The 17,399-nt window shown below is 47.4% G+C and carries 18 protein-coding genes; 14 read left to right on the top strand and 4 right to left on the bottom strand.

The window, feature by feature from the left end:
* Window positions 1-11 precede the first annotated feature (11 nt).
* Window positions 12-983, bottom strand: a complete 972-nt coding sequence (gene cysK / locus RUW00_RS20270) for a cysteine synthase A (protein WP_020954278.1) — start codon at window positions 981-983, stop codon at window positions 12-14.
* An 89-nt stretch (window positions 984-1,072) separates the two neighbouring features.
* Here cysK and thpR point away from each other — a divergent pair, with 89 nt between their 5' ends.
* The 4 genes from thpR (at window position 1,073) to RUW00_RS20250 (ending at window position 4,633) form a co-directional block, all read left to right on the top strand.
* Entirely contained in the window at window positions 1,073-1,624 is a 552-nt protein-coding gene (gene thpR, locus RUW00_RS20265) for an RNA 2',3'-cyclic phosphodiesterase (protein WP_280145392.1), read from the top strand.
* 26 nt (window positions 1,625-1,650) lie between these two features.
* Window positions 1,651-2,583 (top strand): hypothetical protein, encoded by a 933-nt coding sequence (locus RUW00_RS20260; protein WP_017418394.1) that lies wholly within the window; start codon window positions 1,651-1,653, stop codon window positions 2,581-2,583.
* Window positions 2,584-2,635: 52 nt separating this feature from the next.
* On the top strand, window positions 2,636-3,565 hold the full coding sequence (locus tag RUW00_RS20255; protein ID WP_280145391.1) for a YegS/Rv2252/BmrU family lipid kinase: 930 nt from the start codon (window positions 2,636-2,638) through the stop codon (window positions 3,563-3,565).
* Between the two features lie 270 nt (window positions 3,566-3,835).
* Window positions 3,836-4,633 (top strand): phosphotransferase family protein, encoded by a 798-nt coding sequence (locus RUW00_RS20250; protein ID WP_280145390.1) that lies wholly within the window; start codon window positions 3,836-3,838, stop codon window positions 4,631-4,633.
* On the opposite strand, the gene RUW00_RS20245 is transcribed toward RUW00_RS20250, so the two are convergent.
* Window positions 4,634-4,912 (bottom strand): YtzH-like family protein, encoded by a 279-nt coding sequence (locus RUW00_RS20245; RefSeq protein WP_003152357.1) that lies wholly within the window; start codon window positions 4,910-4,912, stop codon window positions 4,634-4,636.
* A 185-nt stretch (window positions 4,913-5,097) separates the two neighbouring features.
* Here RUW00_RS20245 and trmB point away from each other — a divergent pair, with 185 nt between their 5' ends.
* The 3 genes from trmB (at window position 5,098) to RUW00_RS20230 (ending at window position 8,431) form a co-directional block, all read left to right on the top strand.
* Entirely contained in the window at window positions 5,098-5,751 is a 654-nt protein-coding gene (gene trmB, locus RUW00_RS20240; RefSeq protein ID WP_003152359.1) for a tRNA (guanosine(46)-N7)-methyltransferase TrmB, read from the top strand.
* A gap of 58 nt (window positions 5,752-5,809) precedes the next feature.
* Window positions 5,810-6,655, top strand: a complete 846-nt coding sequence (locus tag RUW00_RS20235) for a YtnP family quorum-quenching lactonase (protein ID WP_280145389.1) — start codon at window positions 5,810-5,812, stop codon at window positions 6,653-6,655.
* A gap of 78 nt (window positions 6,656-6,733) precedes the next feature.
* Window positions 6,734-8,431 (top strand): NAD-dependent malic enzyme, encoded by a 1,698-nt coding sequence (locus RUW00_RS20230; protein WP_007408782.1) that lies wholly within the window; start codon window positions 6,734-6,736, stop codon window positions 8,429-8,431.
* A gap of 55 nt (window positions 8,432-8,486) precedes the next feature.
* Here RUW00_RS20230 and RUW00_RS20225 read toward each other — a convergent pair whose 3' ends face one another.
* Window positions 8,487-8,804 (bottom strand): PepSY domain-containing protein, encoded by a 318-nt coding sequence (locus RUW00_RS20225; protein WP_003152366.1) that lies wholly within the window; start codon window positions 8,802-8,804, stop codon window positions 8,487-8,489.
* A 158-nt stretch (window positions 8,805-8,962) separates the two neighbouring features.
* Between RUW00_RS20225 and RUW00_RS20220 the strand changes: the two genes are divergently transcribed.
* The 3 genes from RUW00_RS20220 to RUW00_RS20210 all read left to right on the top strand — a co-directional run bounded on the left by RUW00_RS20220 (window position 8,963) and on the right by RUW00_RS20210 (window position 11,764).
* Window positions 8,963-10,036, top strand: coding sequence for a M42 family metallopeptidase (locus RUW00_RS20220; protein ID WP_014418662.1), 1,074 nt, complete (start codon window positions 8,963-8,965; stop codon window positions 10,034-10,036).
* Between the two features lie 188 nt (window positions 10,037-10,224).
* Window positions 10,225-10,806, top strand: a complete 582-nt coding sequence (locus RUW00_RS20215; RefSeq protein WP_017418389.1) for a CGNR zinc finger domain-containing protein — start codon at window positions 10,225-10,227, stop codon at window positions 10,804-10,806.
* Between the two features lie 469 nt (window positions 10,807-11,275).
* The gene (locus RUW00_RS20210) at window positions 11,276-11,764 is read left to right on the top strand and encodes an HPP family protein (protein WP_026092269.1); all 489 of its coding nucleotides are present in this window, start codon (window positions 11,276-11,278) and stop codon (window positions 11,762-11,764) included.
* Between the two features lie 253 nt (window positions 11,765-12,017).
* Here RUW00_RS20210 and RUW00_RS20205 read toward each other — a convergent pair whose 3' ends face one another.
* Complete coding sequence (locus RUW00_RS20205; RefSeq protein ID WP_014418659.1) at window positions 12,018-12,464, bottom strand: YtoQ family protein; 447 nt, start codon at window positions 12,462-12,464, stop codon at window positions 12,018-12,020.
* A gap of 197 nt (window positions 12,465-12,661) precedes the next feature.
* Between RUW00_RS20205 and RUW00_RS20200 the strand changes: the two genes are divergently transcribed.
* The 4 genes from RUW00_RS20200 (at window position 12,662) to RUW00_RS20185 (ending at window position 17,201) form a co-directional block, all read left to right on the top strand.
* The gene (locus tag RUW00_RS20200; protein ID WP_014418658.1) at window positions 12,662-12,985 is read left to right on the top strand and encodes a thioredoxin family protein; all 324 of its coding nucleotides are present in this window, start codon (window positions 12,662-12,664) and stop codon (window positions 12,983-12,985) included.
* Between the two features lie 15 nt (window positions 12,986-13,000).
* Entirely contained in the window at window positions 13,001-13,810 is an 810-nt protein-coding gene (locus tag RUW00_RS20195) for a DUF1444 domain-containing protein (RefSeq protein WP_025649735.1), read from the top strand.
* A gap of 14 nt (window positions 13,811-13,824) precedes the next feature.
* Window positions 13,825-14,430, top strand: coding sequence for a YtpR family tRNA-binding protein (ytpR, locus tag RUW00_RS20190; RefSeq protein WP_003152375.1), 606 nt, complete (start codon window positions 13,825-13,827; stop codon window positions 14,428-14,430).
* 167 nt (window positions 14,431-14,597) lie between these two features.
* Complete coding sequence (locus RUW00_RS20185) at window positions 14,598-17,201, top strand: DNA translocase FtsK (protein ID WP_267543361.1); 2,604 nt, start codon at window positions 14,598-14,600, stop codon at window positions 17,199-17,201.
* Window positions 17,202-17,399 lie beyond the last annotated feature (198 nt).

Raw genomic sequence — 17,399 nt, 5'->3', positions numbered from 1 at the left:
ATCCCTTTTTATCATTCAAATGACCATAAATCCGTTGATAAATAACGTTCTCCCGTATCGGCCGTCATACAGATGACGATCTGTTCGGAAGGGAGGCGTTTGGCGGTTTCAATGGCGGCGAAGCAGGCGGCGCCTGAAGACGGGCCGACGAGTATACCTTCTTCCCGGGCCAGACGCCGTGTTGTCGTATACGCATCTTCATCAGATATTTTCATGATTTCATCGTAAACGTCCTGATTCAGTATGCCGGGAATAAATCCGGGGCTTGTCCCGACAAGCTTATGAGCGCCGGGTTTTCCGCCAGACAGGACGGGAGATCCCGCAGGCTCGGCGACATGAACAATCATATCCGGGAAAAGCTCCTTCAGCGTTTCTCCGGTTCCGGTAATGGTTCCGCCCGTTCCTGCCGTTGCCACAAAAGCACCGAGCGGTCTGTTGAGCTGCTGAACGGCCTGATAGATTTCAATGGCGGTCGTTTTTCGGTGGGCATCTGGATTAGCGCCGTTATCGAATTGCATCGGGATAAAACTTCCCGGAATCTGTTCGGCGAGTTCTTTCGCTTTTTTGATGCTGCCGGGCATTCTTTCCGCCCCCGGTGTTAACACAACCTCCGCGCCGTACGCTTTCAGGAGGTTGATGCGTTCTTTCGTCATTGTGTCAGGCATGACGAGGATTGCCTTGTAGCCGCGCGCCGCCGCGTTCATCGCCAGGCCGATGCCTGTGTTGCCGCTTGTCGGTTCGATGATGACAGAGCCAGGTTTTAAATGCCCGCTGTTTTCCGCTTCAATGATCATATTGTAAGCCGCTCTGTCTTTGACACTGCCGCTCGGGTTAAACGATTCTAATTTTAAATAGACCTGTGCTGCATGTTCTGGCTGAAGGCGATTGAGCTTTACGATCGGTGTGCCGCCGATCAGCTCCGCCGTGCTGTTTACGATTTTCAAGGCCGGCTCATTCCTTTCTGTATAAAACGTTCGGTACATAATATCCTATCATAATGAGCGGACAGGGTTCTCCTCTCCGCTTATCCGTTTTATAATAACACCATAACCAAAGAGGGGGAGATCCTCGTATGAAAGCTTCATTGCCGCATTATTTTATCGGCATTCCGATTCCGGCTGACATTGCTGAACCGATTTGGGAAGCAGCCAAAAGGGAGCCGGCGTTGTCATTCAAAAAATGGGTGCACCCGCATGACTATCATATTACACTCATTTTTCTCGGAGCCGCGGATGAAGAACGGCTTGCGAAATTATCGTCTCTGCTCGCAGATGCGGCGTCGGCAGCGCAGCCGTTTACCGTACAGTTTCAGCATCTGGATATTTTCGGCGACCGCAGACAGCCGAGAGTGCTTCACCTTGAGCCCGAACGGAATGAACTGCTCTTTGATTTGCGGGAAAAAACAAAACAGGCTGTTTTGAAAGCCGGTTTTCAAGTGGAAAAACGGCCGTATCACCCTCATATGACGATGGCGCGGAAGTGGGCGGGAGACCGGCCGTTTCCTGACGATGTGCCGTTTGAAAGCGGCAGGGTGCAAAGTGCCGTCAGCCGGTTTTCCCTGTTTCAGACCCATCTTGACCGGTCGCCTAAATACGAAGAAATCGCACAGTTTCAATTGACATAAACAAATATTCGGAGTGGAGAAATCACATGGCACAGATCATCAAAATTCACGACTGCATATCCAGATATGAACTTGATCCATATCATTATATGAACCAGTTTATCCGGCTGAAGAAAGAACGCTGGGAGGCGCTTCTTGAAGCGTTTGACCGGATGACGGAAGAAAAAGAAACGGAAACGGCTGCGGGCGGGGAAACCGATCAAGCGCCGGCCAGGAAAAAATTTTCTTTGAAAAAGAGAAAAGAAGAAAATACGGCCGATATAAATGAAAAGAGGCACCAATGGTTTGATGAGCCGGAGGGAGAAGAGGCGCTGTTCGGGAATCTTCCGTCTCAAAAGTCTGAGCTCGCGCCTTTTTTCAAAGATCAGCTGTATGACTTTCAATTAAAATGGGCGAGCTCCACGCTTTCTCAAAAGTCTGAGCTTTCGCAGGCGGTCAAAAGGGACAGGATGTTAAAAATGCTGGCTCAAAAGCTGCCCGATTCCTATTTTGTGATGTATCATCCGGTTCTGCAAATTCAGCAGGCGTCCGTCGAACTGAGCATGATCATCATCTCGCCGCTGGAGATTTTCTGCGCCGCTTTTATGGAAGCGGAAGAGGACAGCGTATATATCGGATCAAAACACCGTTTTTGGGAAGAAAGGGGCTCCGGCAGCACGCGCCAAGTATTGAATCCGTCTCTCAGCCTGCACCGGACAGGCTCGGTCGTTTCGCAAATCGTAAAAGAAAAGCAGGCCGACATTCCCGTGCGGAAGCTTTTGCTCAGCAGAACATCTTATATTGATTACCCGGAGCCGCCGTACGGGCTGGAAATAGCTGATAAACGGACTGCCGCAGAGTGGCTGGAAAAGCAGCAGAAAAATACGGCGCCGATCAAGCACCACCAGCTGAAGGCGGCGAAGGCTCTTTTGTCTTACGGCTTGAGCGATTCAAGCCGGAGACAGGAATGGCTTGATTAAAACGGACGTTTGCCGGCTGTCTCTTCATCTATGAAGCAGGTGAAAACAAACGATGAGTCAATGGTTTTTTATTATTAATCCGGCCTCAGGGGGCGGGCGGGGCCGGCGTGTCTGGAAATCAGTTCAAAAAGAGCTGACCAGGCGCGGGGTTAGCCACCGCTCTTTTTTGACCGGGCATCCCGGACATGCGGAAGTGCTGGCGAGACAGATTTCAATGATGCAGGATCATAAGCTTAAGCGGCTGTTCGTCATCGGCGGTGACGGGACGATGCATGAAGTCATTAACGGACTGAAAGGAACGGATCAGATTGAGCTGACCTTTGTGCCTGCCGGTTCGTACAATGACTTTTCGAAAGGGCTCGGTATTAAGAAGTCGGCGCTCCTCCAAGAAATCAAAAGTCTGCACCGCCCGCTCACACGGAAATTTTTTGCGGGAAACATCAACTTTTTTCATGACAAAGCGCAATCACTTTATTTTATTAACCACCTGTCTGTCGGCTTCGATGCCTCAGTTTTGAAGGCAGCCGCGAATTTTCCGTTTTCGCGCGTTCTTCGGTTTTTGCGTCTCGGCTTTGTGATTTACCCGCTCGCGCATTTACATACGGCCACGGGGTTTCAGCCGTTCAGATTTGTTTGTAAGGCAGACGGCCAGAGGCATGAATTCCGCAATGTCTGGTTTGTCATTGCGGCTAATCACCCTTATTACGGAGGCGGCATGAAAGCGGCGCCTTCAGCAAATCCCCGTCAAAACCATTTTGATATTGTCATCGCAGAAAACCTGTCCTTTTTCTCGCTGTATCGTTTTTTATGGGCGATGAGCTTCGGCCGGCATATCAAAATGGAAGGAGTGACGATGATAAAGGGGAAGGAATTCGTTTTTGAAACAGATGGGAAAATTCCGTTTCACGCTGACGGCGAGCTGATCGGAACGACGCCGTTTCGGCTTATGCCGGGCGGTACGCCGTTGAAAATAAAAACATAATAAACAAATGAAACCCGTCACATGTTTCACGGCAAAGAGCGGTTCGCGGCATAAATCTTCAGAATTCACAGGTGTTCTTGCTAGTTTTGCTTGACGAAGTTTGTGCTGTAGCGCTAAAATTTATAGGACGGCTATTGATTAGCATATGAGACTCTCAATAGCTGTCTTTTTTATTCTCATGAAATTGTTTATGACAGGCCGCTCCGCCAATAGTGAAAGGCTGGAGGCCTATTCTAAAATATTTTAAGAAATGATGGGTTGAACATTGATATGAACTGGTTGGGACAATTACTAGGTAGCGATTGGGAGATCTTCCCCGCCGGAGGAGCTACAGGAGATGCATATTATGCGAAACATAACGGCCAACAGCTTTTTTTAAAACGTAATAGCTCGCCCTTTTTAGCCGTGTTATCCGCCGAAGGCATTGTTCCGAAGCTGGTTTGGACGAAACGGATGGAAAACGGAGACGTCATTACGGCTCAGCATTGGATGGCGGGCAGGGAGCTGAAGGCAAAGGATATGAGCGGACGCCCGGTGGCTGAGCTGCTCCGCAAAATCCACACATCAAAAGCTTTGCTCGACATGCTGAAAAGATTGGGAAAAGAACCGCTTGATCCGGGCGCCCTTTTGTCGCAGCTGAAGCAGGCCGTCTTTGCCGTGCGGCAATTTTCGCCGCTTATTCAGGAAGGCCTTGCTTATTTGGAAGCTCATGTGGATCAGGTGCAATTCGGTGAAAAAGTCGTTTGCCATTGTGATGTGAATCATAATAACTGGCTTCTGTCTGAAGACAACCAGCTGTATTTAATAGATTGGGACGGCGCCATGATAGCCGATCCGGCCATGGATCTCGGCCCTTTATTGTATCATTACGTCGAAGAGCCAGCGTGGGACAGCTGGCTTGGGATGTACGGCATGAAGCTCACGGAAGGGCTTCGGCTGCGGATGGCGTGGTACATGTTATTGGAGACCATCACCTTCATCGCCTGGCACAAATCAAAAGGAAACGACAAAGCGTATCATGATGCCATGGAAGAGCTTCATGCCCTGATGAAGCGGATTGTCAAGTAGTCAGGAGTACGAATCCATCTGCTCCACCCATTGGGACAAATGGTTTTGGTGCTCCTGAATATGCGTGTCGATGGAATCGGCCGTGATGCCGGACTGGCTGTAGCGGTAGACATCCTCGAGCACGTTTTTTATATTTGAATCAAGCCCGGTGTTGGCCATCAGTGATTTGATGACGCGCTCCAGCTGTTCATACTCGGCAACCGTGCCGCAGCAATCCAATTGGTGGTCGGCCAGTATGTCCTTTAATAACCGGACCTGATGTTCGCTTGTTAAGCCCATGATTCATATACACATCCTTTCTGTGTCATACATTGTGCAAAGCGGTGCGGTTTTATGCATCACATGAGTGTTCCGGACCGGGGAGCCTCTTTTTTTATGCAGCCGGCGCCTTTAAAAGGCGCTTGCGGCTCTTTATGTTTCATGGTATGTTGTTACTCGAAATTATAGATAGAGGTGTCAATCATATGAGAATGCGCCATAAACCTTGGGCGAATGATTTTCTGGCAGAAAACGCTGACATCGCCATCAGTGACCCGGCCCAGTATAAAGGGCGGTGGAACACGGTCTTTGGCAATGACAACCCGATCCATATTGAAGTCGGTACGGGAAAAGGGCAGTTCATTTCAGGAATGGCCAAGCAGAATCCGGATATCAACTATATCGGGATTGAGCTGTTTAAAAGCGTCATCGTCACTGCCGTCCAAAAAGTAAAGGACAGCGGGGCTCACAATGTCCGTTTGTTAAATATAGACGCGGAAACACTGAATGACGTATTTGAACGGGGAGAAATCAAGCGCGTATATTTAAACTTTTCTGACCCGTGGCCGAAAAACCGTCACGAAAAGCGCCGTTTAACATTTAAAACATTCTTGAAAAAATACGAAGAAGTGATGGGCGAAACAGGTGAGATTCATTTTAAAACCGATAACCGCGGGTTATTCGAATACTCTCTGAAAAGCTTTTCCGAATACGGCCTGCTTCTGACGGAAGTCAGCCTTGATCTGCACAACAGCGATCCGAAGGGCAATATTATGACAGAATACGAAGAAAAATTCTCCGCGCTCGGCCAGCCGATTTACCGGGCCGAAGTTGAATGGAGAACAAAAGACAGACTCTGATGCGGGAGTCTGTTTTTTTATGCCGCCATTTGCTACCATTACATCAGGAGGGATCAAGATGGAGACATTGAATATTGGGAATATTTCACTAACATGGCTGGACGGCGGTGTAACGCATATGGACGGCGGAGCGATGTTCGGCGTTGTCCCGAAGCCTTTATGGTCGAGAAAATACCCCGTAAATGACAAAAACCAGATTGAATTAAGAACAGACCCGATTCTGATCAGAACAAACGGCCTGAATATATTGGTTGACGCGGGTATCGGCAGAGGGAAATTCTCTGATAAACAAAAAAGGAATTACGGCGTAACACAGGAATCCAATCTGAAACAATCTCTTTGTGAACTCGGGCTTTCCTGTGAGGACATTCATATTGCCGCGATGACCCATCTTCATTTTGACCATGCATGCGGCCTGACGGAGTACAGCGGAGAGGAGCTTGTCTCTGTTTTCCCGAATGCCCGCATTATCACTTCTGCGACAGAGTGGCGCGAAATGAGAAATCCTAATATCAGATCGAAAAATACATATTGGAGAGAAAATTGGGAGGCGGTACAAGATCAGGTCGAAACCTTTGAGAACGAGTATCAGCTGACAGAAGGCATTACGATGCACCACACCGGCGGCCACAGCGACGGCCACAGCGTCATCGTCTTAGAAGACGGAGGGGAGACGGCTGTGCATTTTGCCGACCTGATGCCGACGAACGCGCATAAAAATCCGTTATGGGTGCTGGCCTATGATGATTATCCAATGACTTCCATTCCAGAAAAGCAGAAATGGCAGACGTTCGCGGCAGAAAAAGACGCCTGGCTGATTTTCTATCACGACGCGATTTACAGAGCGGTAAAATGGGGCGAAGACGGCGAAGTGGCTGCATCTGTCAAACGGGAGAAAAAATAAGCGGATCGATGATTTACCTGTATGAATTTCGGGAATAAAAGCAAACCTAAGACAAATTGCTTTGAAAGGAAGAGACAGGTGAATCAATTTCAAGTGACGAAAGATGGAGAAATCAAAACAACTCTGCGCGGATTAGAAGTGCTTTCTACGCCTTTTTTAAATAAAGGGGTGGCCTTTACACAGGAGGAAAGAAAGGAACTCGGGCTCGAGGGATTTCTGCCGCCGAAAGTATTGACAATCGAAGAGCAGGCGAGGCGGGCCTACGAACAATTCAGTTCGCAGCCTGATGAGCTGAGCAAAAATGTCTACTTGACCGCTCTCCATGACCGGAATGAAACGTTATTTTACAGGCTGTTAAATGATCATTTAGGCGAAATGTTGCCGATCGTATATACGCCGACCGTCGGCACCGCGATCCAGCGTTACAGCCATGAGTACAGAAAACCCCGCGGTCTGTATTTGTCAATAGATGACCCTGAAGGAATGCGCGCCGCATTTCAGCAGTTCGGAAAAAATGAAAACATTGACTTAATCGTTGCGACAGATGCGGAGGGCATTCTGGGAATCGGTGACTGGGGCGTCGGCGGCATCGCCATTTCTGTCGGAAAACTCGCGGTGTATACGGCGGCGGCCGGAATTGATCCGTCACGAGTGCTTGCGGTCGTATTGGACGCGGGGACAAATCAGGAAAGCCTCTTAAATGACCCGCTTTACGTCGGAAACCAGCATTCAAGAGTGCGCGGCGAGAAATATGACCGCTTTATTGATGAGTATGTCTCGCTTGCCCGGGAAACATTCCCGAATGCGCTGCTTCATTGGGAGGATTTCGGTACGGCTAACGCCCGCGGCATATTAAAACGGTATAAAGATAAAGTCTGTACGTTTAACGATGACATTCAAGGAACGGGCGCGGTATCGCTTGCAGCTGTTTTAGCGTGTGCGAAAGCATCAAAAGTGCCTTTAAAAGAGCATAAAGTCGTCGTCTTCGGCGCGGGAACGGCCGGTATCGGAATTGCTGAGCAGCTGCGTGAAGCCATGGTGCATGACGGATTAAGCGAAGAAGAATCCTACAGCCATTTTTGGTGTATCGACAGAAACGGATTGTTAACGGATGATATGAAGGACTTGCGTGATTTCCAGGTTCCGTACGCTCGCCCTGCTGATGAAGTGAAAGAGTACGGCCGCAGCGGTGAAGGCGGATCAATCGATCTGGCGGAGACGGTGCGTCAAGCCAAGCCGACGATTCTGATCGGCACATCCACCGTATCAGGCGCATTTACGGAAGAAATCGTCAAAGAAATGGCCTCGCATGTCAAACGGCCCGCTATTTTGCCGATGTCAAACCCGACGACATTATCAGAAGCAAAACCTGAAGATTTAATTAAATGGACGGAAGGCCGCGCGCTTGTCACTACGGGAAGTCCATTCCCGCCTGTTGCGTATAACGGCGTTACCTACCATATCGGACAGGCGAATAACGCGCTCGTATTCCCGGGACTCGGGCTCGGAACGATTGTGACGAAAGCAAGGCTCATTACGGACAATATGTTCGTTGCCTGCGCGAATGCCATCGCCGGTATGGTGGACGTCGGCAAGCCCGGTGCGCCGATGCTTCCGAAAGTGGAGGATCTCAGGACGGTATCGGCAACCGTGGCGGTAGCCGTAGCGAAAGCAGCCATTCAGGACGGTGTAGCGGAAACGGAACCCGAGGATCTGATCCAAGCGGTGCAGGACGCGATGTGGCACCCCGTATATAAACGAATTCGGCCGATGTAACCGAATAAAGCCCAAAACGCTGATGGTTTTGGGCTTTATTTTTTGCTTGTCTGAATTATGAGGCGACAGAATCAATGACATCGACAATCTGGCCTGTTTTTGCATTGACCATAACTTCATATTGCTCCAGTTCGCCGAATGCCGAACGTGTCACGCCGGTTTTGTATACCTGGATGGTTTCTCCGTTTACCTGGTAGGGCTCGGGCTCTGTGTAAATCCATGATCCGTCTATCGGCCCGCGCTGTTTAAAAGCCGCTTTCACGATACGGAGCGCTTTTTCTGAAGAGATATAAGGTTTCATCGCATACTTTTTCACTGCGATGGCAGCGCATAATCCGACTCCTGCACCTAAGAGAAAATGACGTAATTTCAATATGAAGCACCTCCAATTATGTCGTAGTTTTTATTATACAGAAGATGCCAGACGGTGTTAAGTAAAGCGGCGGTTTTCCAGCCCATTCAATCTGAGCGCTTGGAAAACGGTTGTTTTTCTAATAAAATAAAAGCATTACATAGAAATGAGGGGAAAATATGAATGAGGAAACGAAAACGCTTTTCCGGACGCTGACGCAGCTTCCCGGCGCACCGGGAAATGAACATCAGGTCCGCTCCTTTATGAAACGGGAGCTTGCGAAATATGCGGATGACATCGTGCAGGACAGACTCGGAAGTGTTTTCGGAGTAAGGCGCGGCGCTGAAGATGCGCCGACCGTTATGGTAGCCGGCCATATGGATGAAGTCGGGTTTATGGTAACGCAGATTACGGATAACGGCATGCTGAGATTTCAGACGCTAGGCGGCTGGTGGAGCCAGGTGCTGCTTGCCCAGCGCGTCGAGGTGCAGACGGATAACGGACCGATTATCGGCGTCATCTCAAGCATCCCGCCCCACATTTTAACAGATGCCCAGCGCGCAAAGCCGATGGAGATCAAAAATATGATGATTGATATCGGTGCCGATGACAGAGAGGACGCGGTCAAAATGGGGATCAGACCGGGACAGCAGGTCGTGCCGGTCTGCCCGTTCACCCCGATGGCCAACGAGAAGAAAATATTGTCCAAAGCGTGGGATAACCGCTACGGCTGCGGGTTAAGCATTGAATTATTAAAAGAGCTGCAAGGAAAAGACCTGCCGAACAATCTGTACGCCGGGGCCACCGTTCAGGAGGAAGTCGGCTTGAGAGGGGCGCAGACAGCGGCCAACATGATTCAGCCTGATCTCTTTTTCGCGCTTGATGCCAGCCCGGCAAATGATATGAGCGGCGATAAGGAGCTGTTCGGCCGTCTCGGCGAGGGGGTGCTGCTCCGCATTCTCGACAGAACGACGGTCATGCACCGCGGGATGAGAGAGTTCGTCCTTGATATGGCGGAAACGCACAATATCCCTTATCAATATTTCGCTTCAGGCGGGGGAACGGATGCCGGACGGGTCCACATCTCAAACAGCGGGGTTCCGTCTGCCGTCATCGGCATTTGTTCAAGATACATTCATACAAATGCCGCTATCATCCATGTCGATGATTATGCCGCGGCGAAAGAAATGCTCATTAAGCTGGTCATGGCGAGTGACAAACAGACGGTCGAAACGATTAGAGAAAATGTGTAAAAAAATAAGCAGTCAATAAGTCCTTTTGAATACTTATTGACTGCTGTTTTTACATGATGCCAGGTAACACATATTGCTTCTCAATATTATTATCAAAATTGTTCCAATTCAAGCATTGAGATGAGTAGCGATTTCACAAAGTCGAGTGACATTTTCAATTTTTATTTGTTCTGCAAGGAGGTATGTTTATGACAAAAAAGACAAACATAAAATTTCCTCTTGTCTCTAACTATCTTCCTCTTGATCTGATTAATACTGAGGTGGTGAGTTACGGTAAACGTCATAATTTAATAAAGTCAAAAGAGGATCTTTTGGAATGGTTAAGGTTAATGGGGAAAGGAACCCCTTTTTTCAGTCAATTAACTTTAAAAAATGCACAAGATGAATTGACCGCTGTGATGGTTGAGAAAATACTAAAGTTTCGATCAATACTAAGAGAAAATTTCGAGAAAATTGCAGATGGTGAAGAACCTGGAGAATCTTTTATCACTTTTTTAGAAAAAAAGATTGAATCGGCTCCATTTTCATATAAGATTCTCGATGCTAAACTTGCCCGTATTCCGATTGGGAAAATTGATGATGCAATTATATCGCTCATCGCTTATGAAGGTTTATCGCTTATATATACAAAAAAGATCAAGTTAATGAAGCGATGTGCTAATGAAGAATGTGTCTTATTATTCCTTGATAACACCGGAAGAAGAAAATGGTGTTCAATGAAGATATGCGGCAACAGAGAAAAGGTTTCCCGTCACCTTAAAAAAACATAGAACAAATTTTCTTTATTGTATTGTCGAAATCATCTTGCACTTTACTTTAATTTTGAATAATCACATATAAATAAAAAGTTAATGAACAGCCTTATTTCAATATTCTTTTGAGTAAGGTTGTTTGTCTTTTTTAGAAAAAACAATCAATAAGTAACTTAACGGCTTTTACGGAAAATTAAAATGTCGCTCATAAAACAACCAATTTGCAGCTAAAACCCAGTTGAATTATAAAAAAGGTTAAAGTAACAAACAGGAAAATGATATTTCAAGCGTTCTTAAAAGATCATTTTTGAATAGAAGAACGATCTTTGAAAGAGAGAAGGATTATAATTTCAGATTTATAACCCTTTAAAATTAAATTGACAGGTTATTTTAATTGTTTTAAACTTAGTGAAAAGGAGGGGTTATATTGAAGATTGAGCAAACAGCAGAAAATCCACAAAGTAAAAAAGGATATTATTTCAAAAAAATGAAAGGAGGAGGAAAAAGTCCTTTAAAAGTAAATGTTAAAGATGCTTCAACAGGCTTATTAGGTGGTTTTATAACAATTTTAATCTTGTCATTGATAACCTATAAAACTGGATCTCTGTGGCTGATGGCGCCTTTTGGGGCAAGTTGTGTACTGGCTTTCGGAGCGTGGAATGCCCCTTTATCACAACCTAGAAATATTATTGGCGGACACTTCATCTCGACATTGACTGGACTTGTTATATATAATCTTCTTGGTTCTCATCCCTGGACATTGGCTTTAGGAGTGGGGCTAGCTATATTTTTTATGGCGGTTACAAAGACTACTCATCCACCTGCTGGAGCGGACCCTATTGTAGTTATTCAAGGGGCGTATGCTTGGAGCTATTTAGCTTTTCCGGTTTTTGTGGGATCTGTAATTATTGTTGCGGCAGCAGTTATTATTAATAACTTGCGAAATAATCGGCAGTATCCCACTTTTTGGTTTTAATCAATTTCAACGAGCAGCATATGTATCCGTTATTGCGCAGATTTCGCTCTCCTTCCTTACATATAAAGAAAACAAATATATAGTTCGTTTGAGGTTGAGTAAAATAATTTATGAATGAAGTGAAGAAAAAGAGGGCTGTGGGAATAATTTATTGCGGACAAATTCTTTTGGATTCGAGAAAAAAGTCTGAAAAGTAAGATTTGATACCATTCTATTGTAAATAGGTAAGCAGGACCGCATAAAGGCGGCCTGCTTATTCTGTTTCAAATAAATAAGAGAGTGCTTTCATCGCTTGATTGACGGTTTCGACCGTGATATTGGCTTTTCCGGAAAGCTCTTTCAGCGGATGATGAAGTTCTTTCGGACGGATGAGGATGAGCGGCTTTCCTTTTGCGATGGCATAAGAAGCATCCATCGCGGTATTCCACTGTTTATATTTCTCGCCAAACAGGGCGATCACAAAATCGGCTTTTTCCATCAGCACCTCTGTACGGAAATTGTTGATATCAGAAGCTCTGGCGTCTTTTAAAACAGAATCGGGCTGCACGCCCATAATCTCTTCTCCGATATTGTCTGAGCGTTCATGGTTTTCCATCGGGCCGACAAACGTAATCGGCAGGTCCAGCGCCGTTGCTTTTTGTTTGATCTCATCCCGCCAATCACTGTGGATTTCACCCGCTAAATACACGACAAACTGCATCTTTTGCCCCTCCTTATGTACATATTCAGATTTTCGTACGGCTACAAGCAAAATGGTAAACGAAACTTGCTTGATAATGCAAATGAAATATGATAATGATATTGCATATAGTTGGTCTTGCCGTAAACAGTCTGGTATGATCCAATTGGACAAACATCAGCATATAAAAAACTCATAATCCAGATGGAGGAATGACAATGAAAAAGATTGAAAGCACGGAAGAATTGCAAAAAGCGGTACAAGACGATTGGGCGGTATTTATGTTTTCAGCGGATTGGTGCCCGGACTGCCGCTTTGTGGAGCCGTTTCTCCCTGAGCTGGAAGCGGACTTTCCTGAATTCACTTATTACTACGTAGACCGCGATCAATTTATTGATACATGCGCGGAATGGGAAATTTACGGCATTCCGAGCTTTATTGTGTTTAACGGAGGAAAAGAAGTGAACCGCTTCGTCAGCAAAGACCGTAAAACAAAAGAAGAAATTGAGCAATTTTTAACCGATTCCCTTGCTAAAGCATAAAGGAGGCCACGGGCTTTGAAAATGACGTCAAGGAAGCTGGCGGATTTATTAAAACAGCGCCTGCAGCACGAGAACCGATCCTTCTTTTTTGACAGAGAAAAAGACACCCTCCGTGTTGAGGATCAAACGACCAAAAAAGGCATCACATTGGAGCTCCCGCCGATCATTGCGAAGTGGGAGACGAAAAAAGAAGAAGCGATCGACGAAATCGTCTACTATGTGTCAGAAGCAATGGAGGCGATGGAAGGCAGCGGACAGGAGATGTCCGGAAAGGAAGCCGGAATCTATCCGGTCATCCGCTCCACATCATTTCCCGATCAAACGAGCGACGGCATTCCGCTCGTGTATGATGACCATACGGCCGAAACGAGAATCTACTACGCGCTTGACCTCGGTAAGACGTACCGCTTAATTGACAGCCGTATGCTCGAGAAAGAAAAGTGGACAAAAGAACGGATCAGGGAGACGGCGTCATTCAATCTCCGCTCTCTTCCTTCGGTTGTGAAACAGGATACGGTTGCGGACAATTATTTTTATTTTTTCAGGGCGAATGACGGCTATGACGCCAGCCGGATTCTCAATGATTCGATTCTTCATGAATACAAGCAGGCCGCTGAAGGCGAATTGGCGATTTCCGTCCCGCATCAAGATGTATTAATACTTGCTGACATTCGAAATGAATCGGGTTATGATATTTTAGGGCAAATGTCCATGAGCTTCTTTGCAAGCGGCACGGTGCCGATTACGGCCCTTTCATTTCTGTATAATGAAGGCAGACTGGAACCTGTGTTTATCATGGCGAAAAGCCGGCCGAAAAAGGATTAGAAAGGATTTTTCTTATGAACGCTTTTTACAATAAAGAAGGTGTGGGAGATACGCTTCTGATCTCTCTTAAAGATGCGGCACGCGAAGAAATCGGCTATGAAAGAGAAGGCGATGTCGTCAGAATCTTTAACAAAGAAACAAAAGAAACGACGGGCTTTAACATTTTTAACGTGTCTTCTTACTTACAGATTGAGGACAACGGCCCCGTCGCTTTGTCTGAGACATTCGTTCAGGATGTGAATGAAATACTGAACAGAAACGGCGTTTCAGAAACGCTGACGGTTGACCTTTCTCCGAAATTTGTTGTCGGTCACGTTGAATCGAAAGAAAAACATCCGAATGCGGATAAACTGAATATCTGCCAAGTGAATGTGGGAGAGGAAACCCTTCAAATCGTTTGCGGCGCGCCGAACGTGGACAAAGGGCAAAAAGTCGTCGTCGCTAAAGTCGGCGCGGTAATGCCGAGCGGACTTGTGATTAAAGACGCTGAATTAAGAGGCGTTCCGTCAAGCGGCATGATCTGCTCCGCGAAAGAACTCGCTTTGCCGGATGCGCCGGCGGAAAAAGGGATTCTTGTTCTTGAAGACAGCCGCGAGGCCGGCGAAGCATTTCAATTCTAACTCCCATAAATAAGCGCACAGAATCGAATGATGTGAGAGAAAGCCGTTAAGCAGGCCTGCTTAACGGCTTTCTTCAGTTAGAAGCTTAATCTTTTCTGAGCCGCCCGGCAATGGTATACTAAATATCGTCCCAGACTACTAAAAAGGGAGTTAGAGAGTGATTAAACATGAGTTGGCTGAATAAATTTTTTGACTTATTTTTAGGTGAAAAAGAAGAAGAGCATGAACGTGAACCGAACACGCATGCCCAAATCCCGAAACAGCAGATACCGGATCAGCCAGAAGGCAAATTAACGCGCATGGAAGATCCTAAAATATATTACGAATATCCGAAAGGGAATTTCCGCTTCCCCGTCGTTCCGGACGGCTATAAGCGAACGGAGCAAAACCAAAGACAGCGGGAAAGGCACGAACGCCGCCAGCCGTCCCGGGGTTATGCCGCCGGGCAGGAGCAAACCGAGCGGAAACAGCATACACATAAAGAGCCTGATACGGTGAAAAAGCCCTTTAAACCGTCATCCATTCCTTCACCGGTTTACGGCTTTCAATCTCAGCACAGCATAAAAAAAGCGCCTATTTCCGAAAAGCGGCGTGAAGAGAACGTAACATTGCTGTCAGAGGAGCAATTTGTTTCGCCAAAAGCCGGTCAGGAAACGGAAAAAGAGCCCGTCTTCACAACATCCGGCATAACAAAACAGACGAATGACCGGCCAGAACCGTTTGCGAAACAAGAAATGGAAGAAATCCCGGCCGTTAAAAAAGAGGAGCTTCACACCGAGGCTGAGAATGCAAAAGAGCAAGTGTTTGCAGCAGCAGAACCGCAGCAGACTGAAGAGCGGGAGCACACGGAAAGCGCAGAGTCTGCCGGCTTTACAGAAGAACAAGAGCATGAACAAACCCGCCCGCAGCCTATAATAGAGTCTGAGTATGAAGCATCCCGAACGGCTGAAAACACAGAGGAACAAGCGGCGCCGCAGGAGGAATATCAGGAGCCTGAGCCGGAAAAAGCACCGCCTTTTGAAACCGCAGAAGAACCGGTGTATACATACACAGAACCCGGATACGATGAGGAAGTTCAGCCGCAGTCTGAAGACAAGTCCGAATCAGCTGAAACCGACGCGAAACAGGAAGCAGACTCTCAGCCTGAGTACAATGAAGCCGAGCGGCATTCAGACCCCGAGCCTGAACCTGCAAGCATCGAGACGGCCGATGCCCAATCCCGGCCTGCCGAAGAAAAAACGGAGCATCGCGGACAGCCTCAGCCTGTGAGAAAAGCGGAGCGGCCGAAAGAGCGCAATGTACCGTTTAACGTCATGATGCTTAAAAGCGATAAACACAAGCAGACGAAGACGCCAGAGGGCGGAGCGAGCTATGTCTTTCCGAATCTGTCGCTTCTGGACGTACCGCCGGCGCAAAGACATGACGACCAATCGTGGATTGAAGAACAGCGCGAGCTTTTAAACGTTACACTGAAAAACTTTAATGTGCGCGCCCAAGTCGTTCATGTCACACAAGGCCCGTCCGTCACACGTTTTGAAGTGCATCCTGAGCCCGGAGTGAAAGTAAACAAAATTACAAACTTAGCAGATGATATTAAACTGAGCCTGTCTGCCAAGGATATTCGGATTGAGGCGCCGATCCCCGGTAAAAACACGATCGGCATTGAAGTTCCGAACCGCGTAAGCAAAGTCGTCGATTTAAGGCAGATGATCAGAAGCGCCGCTTTCAGGACGAATCCGTCTCCGCTTACAGCCGCGCTCGGTGTCGATATTTCCGGAAACCCGGTCGTCATTGATTTGAAAAAGATGCCGCACGGGTTGATAGCGGGTGCGACAGGATCGGGAAAAAGCGTCTGCATCAATACCATTTTGGTCAGTCTGCTTTATAAGGCGGATCCGAGTGATGTCAAAATGCTTCTGATTGATCCGAAAATGGTCGAGCTTGCGCCTTATAACCAAATTCCGCATTTGGTCAGCCCCGTCATCACGGACGCCAAAGCCGCGACCGCCGCGTTAAAATGGGTTGTGGAAGAGATGGAACGGCGATATGAACTGTTTGCCCATTCGGGTGTGAGAGATATCGGCCGCTTTAATGAATTAACCGCCGATCATAAGACAGGCGAAAAGCTCCCGTACCTCGTAGTGGTTATTGATGAGCTTGCCGATTTAATGATGGTCGCGCCGAACGATGTGGAAGAAAGCATTGCCAGAATCGCGCAGAAAGCGAGAGCCTGCGGCATTCATCTGCTTGTCGCGACACAGCGTCCGTCTGTCGATGTCATTACCGGAATGATCAAGGCAAACATACCGACGAGGATTGCATTCTCCGTCTCAAGCCAGGTAGATTCCAGAACGATCATCGACATGGCGGGAGCGGAAAAGCTGCTCGGAAAAGGCGACATGCTGTACTGGGAAAACGGTACCGGAAAACCGGTGCGCCTGCAGGGCAACTTTGTATCCGACAGAGAAATTGACCGCGTCGTCTCTCATGTCAGAAAGCAGCTGCCGCCTTCTTATTTGTTTGAACAGGAAGAACTGATCAGGCAGGGAACCGCCCTCAAGGAAGAAGACGAACTGTTTCCTGAGGCGTGCCAATTCGTCGTGGAGCAAAACAGCGCCAGCACCTCAAGCCTTCAAAGAAGGTTCAGAATCGGTTATAACCGCGCCGCGAGGCTGATTGACATGATGGAAGCCGAAGGCATGATCTCAGAAGCGAAGGGCAGCAAACCCCGTGAAGTGCTGATTACGGCCGCTGACATTGCTCAAGAATAAGAATATCGTTCATTTTTCTCACAAACATGGTATGATAGTGGATGGACCATCAAAACTGCATCACTGTCACGCGCTGAAATATCATGCGGCAGGTTTAATCAAAAAGAAAGTTACAGATACTGACGATAACGTAAAAATAAATGGAAGCGCCGCTGTGCGGGCTTTTCGCCCGCGGCGGTCGCAAAATGAAATGAGCGT

This window comes from Bacillus sp. IS1, assembly GCF_032461585.1.
Classification (GTDB): domain Bacteria; phylum Bacillota; class Bacilli; order Bacillales; family Bacillaceae; genus Bacillus; species Bacillus velezensis.
Note: the sequence above shows the minus strand (reverse complement) of the source record. Positions and strands in the feature narration are given on the sequence as shown.